The organism is Brevibacillus brevis NBRC 100599, assembly GCF_000010165.1.
In the GTDB taxonomy this organism is placed as follows: domain Bacteria; phylum Bacillota; class Bacilli; order Brevibacillales; family Brevibacillaceae; genus Brevibacillus; species Brevibacillus brevis_D.
The window spans coordinates 6,062,294-6,082,167 of record NC_012491.1 but is presented as its reverse complement, the minus strand read 5'-3'; the positions used below and the strand labels follow the sequence as shown (position 1 = coordinate 6,082,167).

Annotated in this window: 18 protein-coding genes; 11 read left to right on the top strand and 7 right to left on the bottom strand. The window is 49.1% G+C overall.

Annotation, left to right across the window (positions count from 1 at the left end; translation table 11 throughout):
• Positions 1-13 precede the first annotated feature (13 nt).
• The 7 genes from BBR47_RS28685 to efeO form a co-directional block, all read right to left on the bottom strand.
• On the bottom strand, positions 14-1,702 hold the full coding sequence (locus BBR47_RS28685) for a membrane protein (protein WP_015893905.1): 1,689 nt from the start codon (positions 1,700-1,702) through the stop codon (positions 14-16).
• A gap of 27 nt (positions 1,703-1,729) precedes the next feature.
• Positions 1,730-2,170 (bottom strand): divergent PAP2 family protein, encoded by a 441-nt coding sequence (locus BBR47_RS28680; protein ID WP_015893904.1) that lies wholly within the window; start codon positions 2,168-2,170, stop codon positions 1,730-1,732.
• A gap of 23 nt (positions 2,171-2,193) precedes the next feature.
• On the bottom strand, positions 2,194-2,550 hold the full coding sequence (locus BBR47_RS28675; protein ID WP_041749727.1) for an SMR family transporter: 357 nt from the start codon (positions 2,548-2,550) through the stop codon (positions 2,194-2,196).
• Between the two features lie 226 nt (positions 2,551-2,776).
• Positions 2,777-3,706, bottom strand: coding sequence for a decaprenyl-phosphate phosphoribosyltransferase (locus tag BBR47_RS28670; protein WP_015893902.1), 930 nt, complete (start codon positions 3,704-3,706; stop codon positions 2,777-2,779).
• Positions 3,707-3,928: 222 nt separating this feature from the next.
• Positions 3,929-5,713 carry an FTR1 family iron permease gene (locus BBR47_RS28665; protein WP_041749726.1) on the bottom strand — a complete coding sequence of 595 codons (1,785 nt, stop codon included), beginning with the start codon at positions 5,711-5,713 and terminating at the stop codon, positions 3,929-3,931.
• 27 nt (positions 5,714-5,740) lie between these two features.
• On the bottom strand, positions 5,741-7,018 hold the full coding sequence (gene efeB, locus BBR47_RS28660; RefSeq protein ID WP_015893900.1) for an iron uptake transporter deferrochelatase/peroxidase subunit: 1,278 nt from the start codon (positions 7,016-7,018) through the stop codon (positions 5,741-5,743).
• A gap of 4 nt (positions 7,019-7,022) precedes the next feature.
• Positions 7,023-7,916 (bottom strand): iron uptake system protein EfeO, encoded by an 894-nt coding sequence (gene efeO / locus BBR47_RS28655; RefSeq protein ID WP_015893899.1) that lies wholly within the window; start codon positions 7,914-7,916, stop codon positions 7,023-7,025.
• A gap of 370 nt (positions 7,917-8,286) precedes the next feature.
• On the opposite strand from efeO, the gene BBR47_RS28650 reads away from it, so the two are divergent.
• The 11 genes from BBR47_RS28650 (at position 8,287) to BBR47_RS28600 (ending at position 19,813) form a co-directional block, all read left to right on the top strand.
• Positions 8,287-9,075 (top strand): HAD-IIA family hydrolase, encoded by a 789-nt coding sequence (locus tag BBR47_RS28650; protein WP_015893898.1) that lies wholly within the window; start codon positions 8,287-8,289, stop codon positions 9,073-9,075.
• A gap of 21 nt (positions 9,076-9,096) precedes the next feature.
• Positions 9,097-11,178: a glycerophosphodiester phosphodiesterase family protein gene (locus tag BBR47_RS28645; protein ID WP_041749725.1), complete on the top strand. Its 2,082-nt coding sequence runs from the start codon at positions 9,097-9,099 to the stop codon at positions 11,176-11,178.
• A gap of 61 nt (positions 11,179-11,239) precedes the next feature.
• Positions 11,240-12,340, top strand: coding sequence for an ABC transporter ATP-binding protein (locus BBR47_RS28640; protein ID WP_041749724.1), 1,101 nt, complete (start codon positions 11,240-11,242; stop codon positions 12,338-12,340).
• A 25-nt stretch (positions 12,341-12,365) separates the two neighbouring features.
• A complete protein-coding gene (locus BBR47_RS28635; RefSeq protein WP_015893895.1) occupies positions 12,366-13,682 on the top strand; it encodes an ABC transporter substrate-binding protein in 1,317 nt (438 codons plus the stop codon).
• Positions 13,683-13,708: 26 nt separating this feature from the next.
• A complete protein-coding gene (locus tag BBR47_RS28630) occupies positions 13,709-14,596 on the top strand; it encodes a carbohydrate ABC transporter permease (protein WP_015893894.1) in 888 nt (295 codons plus the stop codon).
• Between the two features lie 12 nt (positions 14,597-14,608).
• The gene (locus BBR47_RS28625; RefSeq protein WP_015893893.1) at positions 14,609-15,412 is read left to right on the top strand and encodes a carbohydrate ABC transporter permease; all 804 of its coding nucleotides are present in this window, start codon (positions 14,609-14,611) and stop codon (positions 15,410-15,412) included.
• An 18-nt stretch (positions 15,413-15,430) separates the two neighbouring features.
• Positions 15,431-16,252, top strand: a complete 822-nt coding sequence (locus tag BBR47_RS28620; RefSeq protein ID WP_015893892.1) for a sugar phosphate isomerase/epimerase family protein — start codon at positions 15,431-15,433, stop codon at positions 16,250-16,252.
• Between the two features lies 1 nt (position 16,253).
• The gene (locus tag BBR47_RS28615) at positions 16,254-16,820 is read left to right on the top strand and encodes a glycerol-3-phosphate responsive antiterminator (RefSeq protein WP_015893891.1); all 567 of its coding nucleotides are present in this window, start codon (positions 16,254-16,256) and stop codon (positions 16,818-16,820) included.
• Between the two features lie 309 nt (positions 16,821-17,129).
• Complete coding sequence (locus BBR47_RS28610; RefSeq protein WP_015893890.1) at positions 17,130-18,227, top strand: nitric oxide synthase oxygenase; 1,098 nt, start codon at positions 17,130-17,132, stop codon at positions 18,225-18,227.
• 100 nt (positions 18,228-18,327) lie between these two features.
• On the top strand, positions 18,328-18,915 hold the full coding sequence (locus tag BBR47_RS28605; protein WP_015893889.1) for an RNA polymerase sigma factor: 588 nt from the start codon (positions 18,328-18,330) through the stop codon (positions 18,913-18,915).
• A complete protein-coding gene (locus BBR47_RS28600) occupies positions 18,884-19,813 on the top strand; it encodes a hypothetical protein (protein ID WP_041749723.1) in 930 nt (309 codons plus the stop codon). Before BBR47_RS28605 ends, BBR47_RS28600 begins: the two co-directional genes overlap by 32 nt.
• The last annotated feature ends 61 nt before the right edge of the window (positions 19,814-19,874 follow it).

Here is a 19,874-nt window from a genome sequence, read left to right as displayed (position 1 = left end):
CCCCTTCTATCTTTTATTTCAAAAGATAAACCGCACGCGTAGTCATAAAGCCTTTGACATCTTCACCTTTATCCAGCTTTTGCTCGACGAAAGGAATGCCAGCTTCTTGCAGACGTACTTTCACTGCATTGAAATGGTGGAAGTCTACGACCAGCGTTTTGTTGCTTGCTTTGATCTCTTCAAGCTGCTTTTTCACTAATGTATTGGCGCCAGACTGCCCAATGATATGAGAAGCATTTACCATCACCATATTGGCGAGTAAAATGACGACCAGAACCTTGCCCGCATTGCGGAAAAAGCCCTTCTGAACATCCAAGACTGCCAGCGCAATCAAGAGTGGAGTCAACCAAAGTTGTGGAACATAGCGCGCCCACCAGCTTTCCGGATTAATCAGCACGGTTACGAAGAGCGCCAGACTGATCCACAAGAAAGGAGCCGCTTTTTTTCGATGAGTCCCCAAAAGCAAGGCGACGAGAAGCAGCAATGAGACAATCATAGCTCCTCCGAAAAGCGGCCCGAAGCCGGCTACACGCACGTCAGGAGAGTAGAACACGGCGAGCTCTTTCCATGTGACCGTAAATGGCACCTTCCATGTAGGGCTATGGGGTGTTGCAATATTCTCCGATTTGGAAAATAAGGAGATAGCCAGATTTTCTATGCGGGAATTGTCTTTGAAGCCATGCGGGCTGTTCGAGGTCATGATATCAACGGCACCTTTTCCCGCCAACGGATAAAACGGATGTCCCTTCGTTAGCGTGTTGGTGACATACGGATTGAACCCGACAACCCCTACGGTGATAACCAGACTAATCGAAAGCCACACGAGCATGCTTTTGATGTGCTGACGGCGATCATAGAAAAAGAAGAGCACGAGAATAGCCAAGCCGAGCAATCCGGCATACCCCAATGCTGTGAATTTGATCTGAGCCAGCAGCATGAGCGCTGCGCATAGTGCCAGTAGCGTCCAGGCATGGTAGCGCTTATACAGCAGATACCCGAGAGCACAGAGGATCAGCACGAGTGAACCAAGCTGTCCGTCAATATAGAAGGAAGTCGATTGCGTAATCACGGTGGGATTGAACGCTGCGAGAAGCGCGAAGGCAATTGCCGCCCCTTTTCTCTCAGGGAAAGCAGTTCGGATGGCAGCGAGTGTCAGGAAAAAGGACGATGCAATCAACAACAGGTTGAATATTTTGCTAACCTCAATCTGACCAGTAAGTTTATACATGACCGCATCGAGCATCCATGAACCTTTGGCGTAATGATTGATCCACAGGTGAAAGGCCGAGAGAACCTCTTTATTATCCATCTCATCCACTTCTTTTGAACCAGGAGGCTTGAGGATGGGCTGGTCATGAACCGGATTCCAGCCGTTGGTTAGCTTCACGATTGCTTCTTGATGATAGGTTTGTCCGTCAAAAGAGAGATCAAACGTATTGGCGCTGATGAAGTAGCTGATGCCTGAAACAATCGCCAGTCCAGCCAACACGGAGAAAAACCAGGCCCGACGACGTGAACTTACGAAGACCGACACCATCGCGCCCATCGCAGCCAAAGCCGCAAAGAGGCCAATCCAAAAGCTGGCGGCCGTCACGGATACGCCGAACAAAAATAAAACCGATGTGCTAAGCACAATCGTAGCCATAAACAATAGCAAAGCCGTCCCGAGCAGGAACGAGTACGTAGCTGTACGGTTATTCATGAACATAATCTCCTGTCTACGAATCTACTAGCCAATGAGGTTAGGGAGGTTCGCTGCCAGCAGATGCAATACGGTCGCAAGCAGTACCCCGAGCACCAGCCCCCCGGCAATTTCCCATCTGGTATGTCCCATGCTTTCACGCAAAGGCTTGGTGGGAAACACGTCCGGATGTTCCTTTGCGAGCTTGTTAAGTGCCTCTGCATGTTTTCCTACCGCTCTGCGCAAGCCAGTCGCATCGATGATCACAATAAATGTCACAGCCACACCCAGCCCGAATGCAGGATGAGTAAAGCCCTCCTGCAAACCAATCAAAAACACAGTCGTGACCATGACAGTTGTGTGCGTGCTGGGAAATCCGCCGTTCCCGACCATTTCTTTGGCCCGGGACCCAAAACGGAGGTAATTAATCAAAAATTTGGTTATTCCGGACACGAGCCAGCCGATAAACGGCGCTAGCGCATATAACATGAGAAAACTCCTCTACGTGATGATTACGATTGAGAAATGACGACGACGCCTACGACGATAATCGCCAGGCCGGCAATACGTGTAAGGGACAACGGTTCGTTGAAGATCAAGAAGGACAGCACAGCTACCAATACGTATCCGAGTGCTGCCATGGGATAAGCATAGGAGAGCTGCACCTTTTCGAGCGCAGCAATCCAGATAAACGCAGAAAGTCCGTAAAGCGCAAGTCCCACCATAATCGGCAGGTTCGTGAAATAGTGCAGGAACTTCAGTAGCAGCATGTCATTGTTGCTGGTGAGCGAGGATGCGCCCATCTTCATCGCGACTTGTCCACACGCACTGAGGATCACAGAAATGATGATGAGAACAATTGATGGCATAGTTTGATCCACAACCTATCTGAGCAAGTAACTTCATGTACAAAACAATTTCAAAAATTTGGCTTTTCAGCACCGAGAAGATGGCGAGAACCGAACGAAGGAGGAGCGCAGTGTAGGTAATCTACATGAGCACCGGACTTCGGAGGTGAACGCCATATTCGATGTCGAAATAGCTTTCTAGACTACTTCGTGATCAAAAGACAACTTTTTGAACTTCCTTACTTCCTTATTTCAATTCAAATACGTAAATAATCCCGGCTACCATAACAACATACAGGAACACCGTAATGAGAATCGGCTTGTCCTGCAACAAAACTTTTTCCGGACTGCCGCCCTGTCCTGCAACGGTGATCAAATACAGGTAACGGAAAATACCAAAGATCACGAGCGGAATGGTCCACATCAAGTGAATCGTGCGTCCCGATGTAAAAGTGAACAAGGAATAGCTGATGATTGTCATGGTCGTCACAATCGTATTCAACTGATTCAACAACTCGGACGAATAACTGTCGAGCACTTTGCGATGCGTTCCTTTATCTTGCTGCAACAAGATCAACTCGTGGCGACGTTTGCTGATGGCCAAAAACAGCGCGAGCAGCATCGTGCAGAGCAGAAACCACGGCGTGAACGGTGTTTGGATCATCAGACTTCCACCGATGGCACGCAAAACAAAACCGGCAGAGATAATCATGACGTCCAGAATGACCACATGCTTCAGCTTCAGCGAATAAGCGACGTTGAGCACAAAGTAAACCAGCAGTACGAGCGCGAATAATCGGTCAAAGTAATAAGCACTAAACAGGGATCCTAATAACAAAAACACACCGAATGCTAATGCGAGGGCTGGCGGCAATGCACCAGAAGCCATGGGCCGGAACTGTTTTTCCGGGTGATTTCGGTCATTTTTGATATCGACAAAATCATTGAGGATATACACACAGCCGGATACAAAACAAAACAGCAGGAAGGCCAGCACTGATTTTCCAATGACATCCGGACTTACTTTGTGCAAGGAAAATAGCAAGGCAGCAAAGACAAGCAAGTTTTTCGTCCATTGATGTGGACGAAGCTGCTTCACTAATAGGTAGACCATATTTTGTCGAACGCGTGGCGTTGTTTTGACGTCAACTTTAACAGAATTTGATGTTGCCCCCATATCTAACCCCTATCCTAATATCGAATCTTGTACCTTCTAATGACGGAAAATGTAAAAAGAAGGTTACACCTGTAATATGGTAACATAACTTCCTCCATAAAAATTTAAGGATACCAGAAAAAATGTGAACTTGCGAGAAAGAATGATTGTCAAAAATAATAGCGGGGTTTATAAGAAAACGCAGCCCTCGTGATGGAGCTGCGTTTTTCAGGTTTTCTCTTTTTAATTCACTCGTGGAATAGGAGTGGCGGCTTTTTTTCGAGAATACAGGAACAAATTGAAAAGAACGATCACGAGTACGATCAATTGCGGGATCGTCGTTTCCCAGCTCGCGTAAATGCCGAGAGTCGGTGCGTACAACAAGTAATCGCTGCTGTGTGCAGATAAGCTTCCCGTCACCTGCAAAGCGTGGATGCTGACGCCGACGAATTTAAATGCCATGTAGTAGAGCAATAGGCTGGCAACAAAAAAGAACGGACGCACCGGAATGCGTGCACTGAGCTTGATGATGACAAAGCCAATCACGGCCAAGACGACAAGCGCACTCAAAATGCCGATCATTAGGTCTGTCATGGAGATTGTAGCGGCCATTCCCATATAAAAGATAATCGTTTCTGCCCCTTCGCGGGCGACAGCGAGAAACGCGGTAAATGAGAGTGACCACAGAGCTCCTGTTGCCAAAGAAGAGCCGATAGATTTCTCGACAAATTGATTCCATGCCTGCAAATTGGACTTCTTATGCAACCAGGCACCGATCGTCACCATAAAGAAGACGGCAACCAGTCCGGTTACTCCCTCAATCGTTTCTCGCGAGTTGCCTGTGGACAGGTTGGAGAAGACGACACTGAGGATGACGGCAAGAATAGCGGAAACTACAATCCCGGCAATTGACCCAGACCAGATCCATTTGCGCTTGTCGGCATTGCCTGACTTGTTCAGGACAGTAAGGAGAGAGACGATGATCAAGATAGCCTCGAGTCCTTCGCGGAACAAGATGAGTCCCGCATCCCACGCGGTGTATGAGGACGCTGTCGCAAATGGCGCAAGCTCTGTCTTCATTTCCGCAAGATTAGCGGACGCCTTTTCCCATTGCGGGGGATTGGACAGGATGAGTGTCGGGACGGCGACCATCTTGGCTTCGATACTGCTGTAGGTAGCAGGCGATTTGGTCATGACTACGCCTTCTACAGAGGGCCAAGAGGTGATAAAGGTCTCCATTTTGTCCGAAGCAGCGTTTGCGTCGTGATTGGCGATATCGGTTTCTACCGATGCAAGGAGTGCCAGTAGAGACGAGATGGTGGGCTGCTCGGAAGAAGGACTCGCAGCGTCCTGTTTGACTGCCTTTCCTGACAAATAATTGTCCACGGTAGTAATGAGTGCCTGTACTTTCTCTGCGCTCTTTTTAGGATCGGGTGGTTCTGTGTTCAGGGCAATGCGCGCACCGCTGATTTTGATTTCCATTTCCCCGTAGACGGCGGCATTTTCCGTTCGAACAAGACCCTCTGCCTTGTACCAGCCGGCGACGAAGCTGTTGTATGATTGCTTGGCTTTTGTGAGATCGCCTTCCGTGATGGCTGTCATGCTGTTTTGCAAGAGCGGTAGCAATGCCGCAATTTGCTTGTGTGCGCGTTCTTTTGGCTGACCGCCTTCTTCTTTGGACGAAACGTAACGATCTGTTGCTTTTGCCAAAGTGGAGATAGCTGCTTTTGCAGTGTCGGGATTCGCCTTTGCTTGAGCAAGGGCTTTTTCTGCTTCCGCGATTGCTTGCGTCAAAGCTTGTGCATCTGCCGAGGTTTCTTCCGAATTGCCCTCCCAGACGCTCTTCATACCGCTGATCGCTTTCGCTGCTTCTTCCCAGTTGTTATCCCCACTGCTAATCAAGGCATCGCTAGAGAGGGCGATCATTTGCTTGAGTTGCTCTGGCACCAGCGGCGCGGCTACAGCGGCAGACAGAGCAGATGTCCATAGCAGCATGCATGTACAAAGGATAAACAGGTAGCGTTTCAAGGTGTTCACTCCATCCCAGGTAGTTGGTTAAAATAGCGTGTCCCCGATGTATCCGCCCTCACTTGCACCAGGTAGACAGGCGTACAAACCACTGCCGACATGGGTGATATATTCATTGAGCAGGTCGACAGATGCGAGCTTTTGTTGCATCGGAATGAATTGCTTGCGTGGATCACGATTGAAGCAAATGAACAACAGCCCAGCATCGAGCTGACCAGTCTTAAGGTCCATTCCACTTGAATAAGAGTATCCGCGCCGCAAAATTTTCACTTTGCCCTCCATATGGGCCAGGGCGGTATGGGAATTCACAGGAATAACGGGTTTACCCTTGGCATCCTTTCGATCCAGCTCCAGCTCGTCGAACTCATTTGCTTTGCCAAGAGGAGCTCCGGTTAAACGGTGACGACCAAATGTATTCTCCTGATCGGTGAGGGTGGAGCGATCCCACACCTCGATCCGCATGCGGATTCGACGCATGACCATGTAGCTTCCGCCTGCCATCCACGCGGGACTTTCAGCCGTGTTAGCCCAGACGACTTCATTTGCGGTAGCAGGATCGTTCACCGGTGGATTGTTCGTGCCATCCTTGAAGCCCAGCAGATTTCGTGGTGTCGAGCCAGTCGGGTCGGATGCGCTGGTACGCTGGAAGCCTTCTTGCAGCCAGTGGAGGACAGCTTTGCCTCGAGCGATCCGGGCCAAATTCCGCAGGGCATGGAAGGCGACCTGCGGATCGTTGGCACAGACCTGTACGACAATATCGCCACCCGACCATTCCTTTCGCATTTCATCGCTGTTGAAGCGAGGTAAATCGACCAAAGGAGCTGGGCGTTTGGATGCGAGACCAAAGCGCTCGTCAAAGAAAGAAGCGCCAAGTCCAAATGTGATCGTCAATTTCATTGGGCGAAGGCCCATGGCTTCTCCCGTGTCGACAGGAGGAAGAAGGGCGTGATCGCTCTCCTCATCGACGCTTTTGCCAGCAGTCATGCGTGCTGCTGCCTGCGTCCAGCTTTGAAACAAGCTGCGGACATCCCCTAGCGAGGTCGTTGTCAAATCAAAAGCACCCATGCAGATAAAATCCTGCATAGGTGTAATGATCCCGGACTGATGCTTGCCATAAAAGGGAATGACCTCATCTGCACCGGTCGGAGTGGCACTCGTCTGCTCATTTTTAGGAGAGGAGGGCATAAGGGTATTAACCCCAGTCGCTCCTAACAGCAGTCCAATCCCCCCGACACCAGCCAACTTCAGAGCTTCTCGACGTGTGAATTTGTTCGATGTGGTGTTTTCGAGATGCTTGTCATTCATCTTGTTAGCCTCCTACGATCTTACCCATTTTGGATAAAGGCTCAGCCAATGCATCGAGGGACTGACTCAGCTTTTTCACTTGGTCTTCCTTCAATTCGGTGTATAGCACATAGCCGTCGCCTTTGCGGTATGGTGCGAGGGCTTTGTCCAAATCAGCAAAGCGAGCTTCAATTTCAGTTGCAAGAGCAGCGTCTTTTTCCGTAACAGCAGGCTTCAATACTTTGTAAATTTCGTGAGCGCCTTCCACGTTCGCAGCGAAATCGTACAAATCTGTGTGGGAATAGCGTTCTTCCTCACCAGTCACCTTGCTCGACGATACCTCATTCAAGAGCTCTACCGAACCCGTTACCAGCATAGGCACATCGATTTCGACGCTCTCTACCTTCACGCGGAGCTGCTTCACATCTTGCAGCAGTTGATCCGCCACTTTACCTTGGTCAGCAACCGATTTGGTTTCCCAGAGAGCTTTTTCCAATTTGTGATAGCCGCGCCATTCGTTATCAGGCACATCGCCTTCGCGGGCATCGATCCAAGGGTCAAAATCGCCGAGAGATTCAGCGATAGGCTCGATTTTCTCAAAGTAAGCACGGGCTGGAGCATACTCCTTTTTCGCTTTCTCCATATCGCCTGCTTTGACGGCGTTGGTAAAGCTCTCTGTTGCTTTTACGAATTGGTCGGTTTGGTCAACGACCCATTTTCGATATTGATCAATAGAGGCTTGCAGCTCAGGAGAAGGAGTAGTGCTCGCTGTCGCAGACTGATCAGCAGCGGCAGGCTTGTCAGGCTGCGCAGCTTCTGGTTTTTTCTCTTCGGTTTGTGTTTGTGCGTTTCCGCAAGCAGCGAGCAAGGAAGAGCCGAGAACAACTGCCACGAGTGGATAACTCCATTTTTGTATCATGAAAAGACATCCCTTCATATGATATAAGTGTATAATTATAAGATTATATTCCGATAATGAATATCATTATCATCCACAAAGAATTTTACTCTTTCTTAGACAGTTTGCAATCTTTTTTTGGCTAACTACCAATGGTTAGTTTTGGTGTTGTTCACATAAAACCAAAAATAGCTCAACAATCCCTTAACAATGACCTGTTATGATCGAGCTATCAACCAAATGAATAACGTCTGTAAGTGGGTCGAGACGTGGAGAAAGCCCTCATACAGCAATAGATTTGAAAAAGACCGTTCGATCGGTTTGTTTCTTTGTGCTATTGCCGTGTATGAGGGCTTTTTGTGTTTTCGAATGAAAGGAGCGAGCAGGGGATTTGCTAGATACAGATAGGTACGAAGCGTATTTTTTTGATTTGGATGGAACGATTTTTCTCGGGAATGAACTGCTTCCTGGGGTGGAAAAGACACTTGCCACGCTGCGGGAGAAGCAGAAGAAAATCATGTTTTTGACCAATACGACGGTACAGACAAGAACAGCTTGTCAAACTCGCCTCCAGAAGCTCGGATTGGCTGCCGGGCGGGAAGAAATCATGACGGCTGCCTACGCAGCGGGATTGTATCTTCAAGAATATGCGGAGCAAGCGCGTGTTCTGATCGTTGGAGAGCCTGCATTGGAGGAAGAGATTGCGAGCTTTCATATAAAGCAGGTGCAAGATGCGGAGGAAGCTACGCATGTATTGGTTGGAATGGACCGTGGATTTACGTATGAAAAGCTGCAACAGGCTGCTTACGCTGTACGAAAGGGAGCCCTCCTGATCGTAGCGAACCCCGATCCGGTATGTCCGGTGCCAGGGGGGGCCATTCCTGATACATGGGCGTTGGCGAGAGCGATTGAAACGGCTGGTGGAGCCTCTGTCTGGGCGATGACTGGCAAGCCGTCTCGGTACTACGCCGAGCAGGTTTTTCAACAGCTTCAAGTACAGCCGGAAAGATGCGTCATGGTGGGCGATCGTTTGGAGACAGATATTTTACTTGGAAAAAACAGCGGCATGAAAACGGCGCTGGTCATGACGGGTGTGACGACCAGCCGCGAACTGGAATCCACAGAGATTCAGCCAGATTACATCCTTCCGACGATGGAAGCCATGGTGCAAGTCGAGTAGGAAAACGAGGAGGCAAGGGAGATGGAGTTGGGAAGAAGCAGCAAAAAGTGGTTGTGGTCACTAATGGCAGCAAGTCTGGTGACAGGCAGTATGCCGTCCGTAATGGCGCAAAGCGCGGTGAGCAAAACCCTGCTCATCACAGAAGTTGTCAATGATCCTCTTTTTGATGAAAGCACAGGCGAGTTTATCGAAATCACCAATATCTCTAACGATTCGATTGATTTGAGTGGATACATGATCGGTGACGAGGAAAAGCGTGGCGGAAATGAAGGGATGCATGCGTTTCCGGAAGGCACCATGATTGAGCCTTACCAGACGATTGTCATTTCCCGCTATGCAGACGGAATCGTGGAACGCCACGGCGTCACGCCAGATTTTGAATTGTTCGATTCCATGGAGGACGTCCCTGAGCTATTGCCGACGGATTGGGCGACAGGCAGCATTTATTTGGCCAATGGCGGCGACCACGTCATTTTGATGGACCCTGCGTACAATGTGGTGGATTCGATGGCTTATATGGATGCGAAGGTTCCGGGAGTCATCTCTCATCCGGGAGTAGCTGGCGGACACTCGATGGAACGCCTGACAGAAAAGGATACGAATGATGCTTCAAAAGATTTTGTTGATCAGCCCAAGCCAACCCCTGGTGAGCTGTTGTTTGGACCGAATGCCCAAAAAGACAAGATTCCGGTCTCTGATCTAAAAGACGACGTGCTGATTGTCCCTGAACCTAAGACGGGCATTGTCCTTCCGCCGACGGTGATTGCCATGTACGACAAGAAGTCCGAGCTCGATACGATTCTGGATGCAGAAGCGTCTTCCATTTTTATTCCGGTGAAAAAATCCGGGAAGAACGGAGTCGTCACCCAGGACGGCACATCGCTGGACGAGGTACTGGAGCAGATCAAGGGCAAGGCGATCCCGGTGATTCATATCGAGGACAAGAAATTGGTAGCCGAGGTCGATCGCCTGCTCCAGAAAGAGAATCTCACTGATGTGCACATTGTGTCTTCCCGACCGGAAATTGTCCAAGAGATGCGGGAGAAAAACAATGAATACCGTGGTGCCCTCGTGTATATCGACGGCAAGCTGAACGAAAAGAAGCAAAAGGAGCTCGTACGCTCAGCCAGGAGCAGTCGTTCTAATGTGATCGTTCTCTCGCAAACTGCCATGACGGAGGATGTCATTCGTTACTTCCGCAATCGCGGGTTGTCCGTGTGGGGAATTAATCGGGCGAACAAGAGCCAAGCGAGTGAAATGATCGAGATGGGGGTGGCGGGGGTTGTCTCACACGATCCAAAAGAGGTGCATGAGCTGCTTGCTGCTTACCCAGAGAAAAGCATCACGCAACCTCCGATGGTCATGGCGCATCGAGGTATCCCTTCCTTAAAACCGGAAAACACGATGTACGCCTTTGAAGAAGCAATGAAGCTGGGTGTGGAAATCATCGAGACAGACGTCCACAAAACAAAGGATGGCCACCTTGTCCTGATCCACGATTTTGATCTGGAGCGTACCACTAACGGGACCGGGAAGGTAAAGGATTTCACCCTGAAGGAACTGCGCGAATTGAATGCGAACAAGCTCGATCCAGCAAATCCTTCCTGGTACCAGCCTGAAATTACCGATGCTGTCATTCCTACCATGGATGAATTGCTGGAAGCGGCCAAGGGCAAAGCGGTGGTCATTCTGGAAGCAAAGGGGATTGGGTACGAAAAGGAAATGGCGAAGGTCATCAAGGAGCACGACATGGTTGAAGATGTGATTGTCAGCAGCTTCAGCTCAGAAGTATTGGAGCGTTTCGCCAAGTTCAATCCGGAACTGGGACTAGGCTTTACCTTGAGCGGAACCAAGCCAAAGGAACAGCTGGAACAGTACGCCGAAAAGCAGATAACAGACGCGGTTCAACTGAATGCCCAATACTATATCAACCATCAGATTGTCACGCCAGAGCTAATCCGCTTCGCCAAGCATCGGGGAATCATTTTGACCGTGTATACAGTCAACGAGGAAGCAGATATGAAGCGGGCAACCGAGGCGGGAGTCGGGGGAATTATTACCGACTATGCACAAAAACTTTACAATACCCAAATATTACCTTAGTAAGCAATTGGTAGAGTCGAGGGATACGTAAAAAACAGCGAGAGATTCAGGGGGGAAAGTCGTGGCTGAAGTGGAATTGCGGCGCATTTCCAAGATGTATGGGGGCCAGAAGGTAGTCAATGAAGTGAGTACTCGTATTCTGCCAGGAGAGTTTTTCGTGCTGGTAGGGCCTTCTGGTTGTGGGAAATCAACCACACTGCGCATGATTGCCGGGCTGGAGGAGATCAGCACGGGAGAGCTGTTGATTGGCGGCAAGCCGATGAATCAAGTCCCTCCGAGCGGGCGAAACATCTCCATGGTCTTTCAAAATTACGCACTTTATCCGCATTTGACGGTAAAAGATAATATTTTATTTGGTTTGCAGGTGCGAAAGGTAGACAAAGCAGAGCAGGGCAAGCGGTTGGAGCGTGTAGCAGAGATGCTGGGCATCGGGCATCTGTTGCAACGCAAGCCGAAGGAATTATCCGGGGGACAACGACAGCGTGTTGCACTCGGACGGGCCATCGTCAGTCAGCACCCTATCTGCCTCATGGACGAGCCTTTGTCCAATCTGGATGCCAAGCTGCGCGGGCACATGCGCACGGAAATTCGTCGCTTGCAGCAAGAGCTGGGCATCACGATGATTTACGTTACGCATGATCAGGTGGAAGCGATGACAATGGCAGACCGCATGATGGTCCTGCGTGACGGCGAGGTTCAGCAAGTCGGAAAACCGCTCGATGTCTACAATCATCCAGCCAATTTGTTCGTGGCGGAGTTTACGGGGGCACCCCCGATGAATACGGTTCCTGCCATTTGGCGGGCAGGCGATCAGGCAGGGATTGAGCTGGCAGGTCAGCAGTTTTTACCGCTCCCTATGTTTCACGGTATCAAGGACCAGACCCCGGTCGTTCTCGGTTTGCGTCCAGAGTCACTTCAACCCGCCCTTGAAGGGCAATCTGTCGATGCTTCCTTCCAGTTCCCTGTCACCGTACAAGGAGTAGAGATTCTCGGTTCTGAGACCATTGTGGAATTCACCGTGGGAGACAAGCTGTGGAAGGCCAAATGGAACGGGCAATGGCACTGCAAAAGAGGCGAAACCATGCATGTTCGTTTTGATCCAGCTCAGGTGAACGTGTTTGATGGAGAAACCGGAAAAAATCTAGCGGTTACGACCAATTGAGAAAAGAAAAGGGAGAGGTACTGCGATGCGTAAAGTTGTCAAAAGCTTATTTGCGGTCGTTATGAGTATGAGTCTGATCACGGGTTGCTCCAGTGGCAATTCTTCGTCTACGAACAACGCGGCGCAAGGAGCCAATTCGTCTGGCAAAACAGAGCTGTCCTTCTATTATCCAGTTGCGGTTGGCGGTCCTTTAACCAAGATCGTGGACGGAATGGCAGAAGAATTTAACAAAGAAAATCCAGATATCAAAGTCAAGCCAGTCTATACGGGCAGTTATCAGGATACAACGACAAAAGTGCAGGCGGCTGTACAGGGCAAGACTCCTCCCGACGTAGCAGTGATGCTCTCTACTGAGCTGCATACGATGATGGACATGGATGCAATCCTGCCGTTGGACGACTTCATTGCCAAGGATGGCGGCAGCGAATACGTCAATGATTTCTTCCCGGGCTTCTTGGCGAATTCCCAAGTAGATGGCAAGACATACAGCATTCCGTTCCAGCGCAGCACCATCGTGCTCTATTACAACAAAGACGCGTTCAAGGAAGTCGGTCTTGATCCGGAAAAACCGCCGACATCCTGGGATGAGCTGGTTCAGTACGCTGCCAAGTTGAAAAAGGATGGACGCTACGGCGTCGAGATTCCTTCCTCGAGCTTTACGTATTGGATGTTCCAAGCGCTGGCTCTGCAAAACGGCAAGAACTTGATGTCCGAAGATGGGAAAAAAGTGTTCTTGGATACGCCAGAAAATGTAGAAGCTCTGCAATTTTGGGTAGATTTGTCCAAAAAGCATCAAGTCATGCCTGAAGGCGTCAACGAGTGGGCGACTGTGCCTTCTGATTTCTTGGAAGGCAAAACGGCGATGATGTTCCATACGACAGGGAATCTGACGAACGTGAAGAAAAGCGCGAAGTTTGATTTTGGCGTAGCGTTTTTGCCAGCGAAAAAGAACTACGGTAGCCCAACAGGTGGCGGCAACTTCTACATGTTCAAAGGAACGGATGAAAAGAAACAGGCAGCGGCATGGAAGTTCATTCGCTTTATGACCGAATCTAAGCGCGCAGCTCAGTGGAGTGTCGATACTGGCTATGTTGCTACACGCAAATCTGCATACGAAGAAGAGACGATGAAGCAATACGTTAAGGACTTCCCGGCAGCAGCAGTAGCTCGTGACCAGCTGGAATACGGACATGCTGAGCTGTCTACGCACAATAACGGTAAAGTGACAAAGCTCTTGAACGACACACTGCAATCCGTGATCACTGGTCAATCTGAGCCTGCGGAAGCATTGAAAAAAGCGCAGGAAGAAGCGGACAAGATGCTGGCGCCGTTCAACAAATAATCAAGCAAGGCAATGGGGGAGCGACAATGGGGGAACTACGCGCAAAATGGAAAGTGAACATGTACGCCTGGCTCTTGCTCCTTCCCTCCCTCATCTTCCTGCTGCTGTTTACCTTCTATCCGGTTATACAAACGTTCATACTCAGTTTTCATCAAGCGGATCTGGGTTCTCCAGAGCCGTTTTTTAACGGGATAGATAATTATAAACAAATGCTGGAAGATGAAGTGTTTTGGAAGGTGTTGACCAATAATATCTGGTTTGCCATCGGAACAGTGCCGACGAGTGTGGCTCTCGCGCTGGCTATGGCTTTGTTCGCCAACAAGGCATTACGAGGGAAGAGCTTTATCCGCACGGCTTATTTTTACCCGACAGTTGTTCCGATGATTGCCGTGGCGAACATCTGGCTGTTTATTTACACACCGGAGTACGGAGCGCTTAGTCATGTGATGGAGTGGTTCGGAAAAGGCGACATGAACTGGCTCGGTGATCAGAAAAATGTGATGTGGGCGATGATCTTCATGGTCATTTGGAAGGAAGCGGGCTATTTCATGATCTTCTATTTGGCTGGGCTGCAAAACATTTCACAGGAGCTATACGAATCCGCCTCCATGGAAGGGGCATCGTCGTGGACGGTTTTTCGCCGCATTACCTTTCCACTGCTTATGCCAACCACGATGTTTGTCAGTATTATCGCTTTCACTAACTCTTTCAAGCTGGTAGACCATTTGGTGATCATGACCAAAGGCGGGCCGGATAATGCTAGCAATCTCTTGCTGTACTACATATACGAGACGGCGTTTTCCTTCTGGGATCAAGGAATGGCTTCGGCATTGACGATTGTCATGGTGGTGCTGTTGTTGCTAGTCGCTGCTTTTCAGTTTTTTGGTATGGATAAAAAGATTCATTACAACTAGGGGGGATGGCAGATGCTTCGCAAAATCACAACGGTTGGAATGTACGGCTTGGCCGTTCTCTGGTTGTTTCCTTTGCTCTGGGCGGTCTGGACTTCCTTTCGCCCGAGGGAGCTGGCGACTTCGTGGTCGTTCAGTGCAGATTTTACACTCGATAACTTTGCAAAAGTGTGGGACGCAGCGCCCTTTGACCAGTACTACATCAATACCTTTTTGATCGTGACCGGTATTTTGGTGGCGCAAATGATTACGGCTACACTGGCAGCCTATGCCTTTGCGAAGCTGCAATTTTGGGGAAAGGATGTGTTGTTTGTCCTGTTCCTGGTCCAGCTCATGGTCCCGGCAGATATCTTGATTTTCCCCAACTATAACGTTCTGCGTGACTTGTCTTTGCTGGATACCAAAATCGGCATTATGCTGCCGTACTTCGCTTCGGCCTTCGGGGTCTTTCTGTTGCGACAAACCTTCAAGACAATCCCGAACGAGCTGGAGGAGGCGGCACGGATGGAAGGCTGCTCCTGGTTCCAGATTTTGTGGCGGGTGTACGTACCACTAGCGAAGCCGACCTACATTGCTTTTGGTTTGGTCTCGGTGAGCTACCATTGGAACAACTTCATGTGGCCGCTGATTATTACGAATTCCGTGGAAAATCGTCCATTGACGGTCGGTCTGGCGATTTTTGCCCAATCGTTTGAGACGGGGGCGCAGTGGGCCGAGGTAAGTGCAGCAACGGTCATGGTGATTTTTCCTTTGTTGCTGGCATTTTTGTTGTTCCAGCGGCAGTTTATCAACAGCTTCATCCACTCCGGCGTGAAATAAGAGGGAGGGTCATGAATCATGAGAGACAAAGGCTCGTTTGCCGTATCTACCTATGCGTTATTTGATCTGTCCTTGCGTGATGCGATTGTTCAGCTTTTACAAAAAGACTGGAAGGGCATCGAGATTATGTGTGAAGAGAATCATGTCGACCTCTTAGACTGGTCCTGGGAGCAGCTGAAAGAGTTGAAGCAACAGGGAAACGAGAGAGGGATTGCTTGGTCGATTCATGCGCCGATTAGTGGCTGCAATCTGGCGGCGGATGCAGGACCAACCCGGGATCAAACGTTGGACACGATGAAGCGCTGCCTAGAGATTGCCAGCTTTCTCGACTGCACGCACGTCGTGATGCATGCAGGGGAGGTAGAAGATCGACTCGCGGAAACAGAGCGTGCCAGAGGTGTGGAAAATGTGAGTCAGGCACTCCACGTGTTGACCTCCGAGCTGTCCGCAGAGAGTAGAACCATACTGACGGTCGAGAATGTACCCCCTTATCCCAAAGTGCTGGGGTGGAGCGTCGAGGATCTCATGCGTATATGCCGTCATGTAAATTCCTCTCGCGTGGGGATCGTGTACGACGTGGGCCATGCCCATTTGATTCGTCCGGGGTATGCGATCGATGCCTTGCAGAAGGTGCTTCCTTATTTGTCCGCTCTGCACCTGAGTGATAACTTTGGCAAGCTCGACGATCATTTGGCAGTAGGGGAAGGAACGATCCCGTTCGAGCCTATCCTGTCTCTTTTAAAAGACAATGGCTTTGCGGGTCATTGGGTTGTAGAGACAAAGCAGCTTGGCTGCGCAGAGGTAAGTGTAGAACGGCTACTGAGGGCAGGAGGCAAATAACATGGACATGCAAACAATTTTGAAAACGAATCCGGTTATTGCGGCAACCGAACAGGATCGCTTGGGAGAGGCGATGGTATCCCGAGCTTGCGCGATTCTTTTGATGTACGGAAAGCTGACCAAGCTGATGGAGGAAGCCGAAACCATTCGTCAGTCGAGCAAGCCGATTTTTTTGCACACAGACCTCATGAATGGCTTGTCCAATGACAAGGAGGCTTTTCGTTTCTTGTCCACCTATATCCAACCAACAGGTATTGTCACTACCAAAGGTCCAATGATTCGCGCGGCCAAAAAGGAAGGGATGCTGACGATCCAGCGAGTCTTTTTGATCGATTCGACCTCTCTCACGACGACTATTAAAAACGTCTTGGAAAACCAGCCGGATGCGATTGAAATCATGCCGGGGATAGCGCCGTCTATTATTTCGTATATCAAGGAGCATTTGTCGCAGCCGATTATTTTGGGTGGATTGATTTGGAATATGGAACAGGTCAACGAAGCGTTGAAGAGTGGAGCAGATGCTGTTTCGTTGAGTAAGTCGGAGATGTGGAATCATATGACTGTTTAGGGGAAAGGGCAGGTGTGAAAGCACCTGTCTTTTTTCTGTGAAAAACGTCTCGACGTTTTTCATAAAGGTGGATGCGACCGCTTGCGGTCAACAAAACGGTCATGACCGTTTTGTATGTAATAAATCATTACGCCCTTCCGCCTACCATTTTATCTGGTTTGCTATCCATCCGTGTTTCTTACAGATATGTGTCCAAATGCCTACATGATTGGTAATCACACAAGAGTAATTTTATAATGTAAGTAACAAAATTCTACGATGAAGAAAATAGCAGCGAAGTGACACCCTTCAGCGTGAAAAGAGGGTAATATGGAACCAATTCAACTGATGGAAGCGGCAGAGCAATTTATCCGGACATGCTATCGTGAACTGGACAAGACGACGGACGAAACCGAGCAACGGCTGCAAGAAGTACGACAGCTGATTAACCAGCAGGGATACTATGAGCACACGGCCGAGGAGCTTCGTCATGGAGCAAAAATGGCCTGGCGCAATAGCAATCGATGTATTGGGCGATTCTTTTGGGAATCGCTAGTGGTGATAGATGAGCGGCATGTCGAAACAGAAGAGGAGATGGCGCAGGCCATGCTCCGACACATCGACTTTGCCACTAATGGCGGGAAAATTCGCCCTACCATTACGGTATTTGCACCTGCTGTAGCAGGCAGAGCTCCCATGCGCATCTGGAATGATCAACTGATTCGCTACGCGGGATACGAGACAGAGTATGGCGTACTGGGTGACCCGATTACGCTTTCGTTGACGAAGCTATGTGAGAGCCTGGGATGGCAAGGGAAAGGCACAAACTACGACGTTTTGCCGCTTGTCGTGCAAATTGGAGATCGGACGCCGCAGTTTTTTGAGATTCCTCAGGAGCTGGTCTTGGAGGTGCCGATCGTACATCCCGATTTGCCGGGCTTTGCTGATATGGAATTGAAATGGTACGGGGTTCCTATTGTTTCAAATATGCGCATGGAGATTGGCGGTATCGACTATTTGGCTGCGCCATTTAACGGCTGGTACATGGGAACGGAGATCGGTGCGCGCAATTTCGCCGACCAAGAGCGATATAACATGCTGCCAAAGGTCGCAGAGGTCATAGGGCTCGATACGAGCAGGGAAGTGACACTTTGGAGAGATAAAGCACTTATCGAGCTGAACGTAGCCGTCCTGCATTCCTTCAAGGAAAAAGGAGTATCGATTGTCGATCACCATACGGCAAGCCAGCAATTCAAACGATTTGAGGAAAGAGAAGAGAAATGTGGTCGACCCGTTACGGGTGACTGGACATGGCTGGTTCCACCGATCTCGGGTACAGCTTCACACATTTTCCATAGTCTGTACGACAACACAATCCATACGCCGAATTTCTTTTACCAGGACAAGCCGGAGCTCGGCAAAAAATAAGGTCTTCAAATGTCGCGAACATGCTTCGCGGCATTTTTTTGCGTGCGATGTCACATACAGGGTGTTATGGTGCGTTATACCAGTTGGAAGGAGGGAGAGAGTGGACACGAAACAGATAGAAGAACTCGTGGATGAGATCATTCAGGGAGCGGATGACCGCTACGCTATCATTATGAAAAGCTACCAAACGCCGATATTTCACTACTGCTATCACATCTTGGGGAATCGATGCGAAGCGGAAGATGCCACACAGGAGGTCTTCTTCAAGGCTTATCGCAACTTGAAAAAATACAGTCCAATTATGCCGTTCGCAGCTTGGCTTTATAAAATAGCCTATCACCACTGCATCGATCTCATCAGAAAAAGGAAATGGACAAAATTGTTGCCATTTTTGATGCAGGACAAAGAGTCTCAATCAGACATCGAGCGGCATATTGAAAATGTTTATTTCAGTGAGGATGTATTTCTTGCCATGCAGACACTCTCGGTAGAGGAAAGAACGCTTCTCTTGCTGCGAGGCGTGGAAGAAAAGACGTACGAGGAAATTTCCTTGATCATGAACAAAAACGCTGCGAGTCTGCGCAAAAAATTCGAGCGTACTGCATCGAAGTTCCGATCCGCTTATTCTCCTTTAGGGAAGGGAGGGTCAGCTCACGATGAGTCGAAACAAATCGCACGAGAGTATTAAGGACCTGTTTAACGACCCGCGCATCCCGCAGGAGATTGATATTAGCCATCAAGTAATGACAAAAATCAAACGAGAGAAGGAGAGATTTTTTGTGAAGTACAAGGTAAGCATTTTGGTTGCGATCGGATTAATCGCAAGTATTTCGTCGGGGTATGCTGCTGTTCAATTCTATCAGTTGAAGAGCCCGCAAGGTGAGGTGCTGTATCAAGAGAAAGATGTAAAAGAATCAGGCGCCAAAACAGTAAAAGAACCAGATCAAGAAATGGATGCCTTCTTAAATAAACGTTGGGAAATTGAGGATAATATGGAGCCAGGAACTGCCGCAGCTGTCTACATCGTTCCTCACAATCCTCAAAAACAAATCGTGACGATGACGGCTCCATTTGATTATAAGACTTTGGCTGATGTTCAACAGAAAGTGGGAGATCAGATATTCTTGCCAGAAACTTTACCGGGACGCCATGCTTTTTTGGATGCCCGACTCGAGTTTGGCATCAAGAACGAATATGACAAAGCTGCCTTGTATCAGCAGGCGGAAAAAGAGAAGAAAGAATACGTCATGCAGCCGTTGGCATGGACAAATGAATTGGAGTATCTGTATGCGACATATCAGTTTGGAAAAAGCTATATTAATTTGAACATCACAAATTATGAGGGAGTAGAAGAAAGTACAACTTATGTAGCCAATCTGGATCAACAGAAAAAAGAGGTAGTCAAAGTAGGGCAAATCGAGGTGCTCTATACAGAGGAAGCCAAAAAAGACCGGACTGACAAGAGCATCATGTGGGTGATGGAGTACGCTGGCAAGAAGATGCAGTACGAAGTAGTCGCGACTGGGGATGTATTGACTAAAGGAAACATCAGCGAGTTTGTAAATGCCATGATGCCAAAAAAATAAAGCTACCAATGTCGCGAACATGCTTCGCGGCATTTTTTTGTGACGGAACATCACTAGAAAA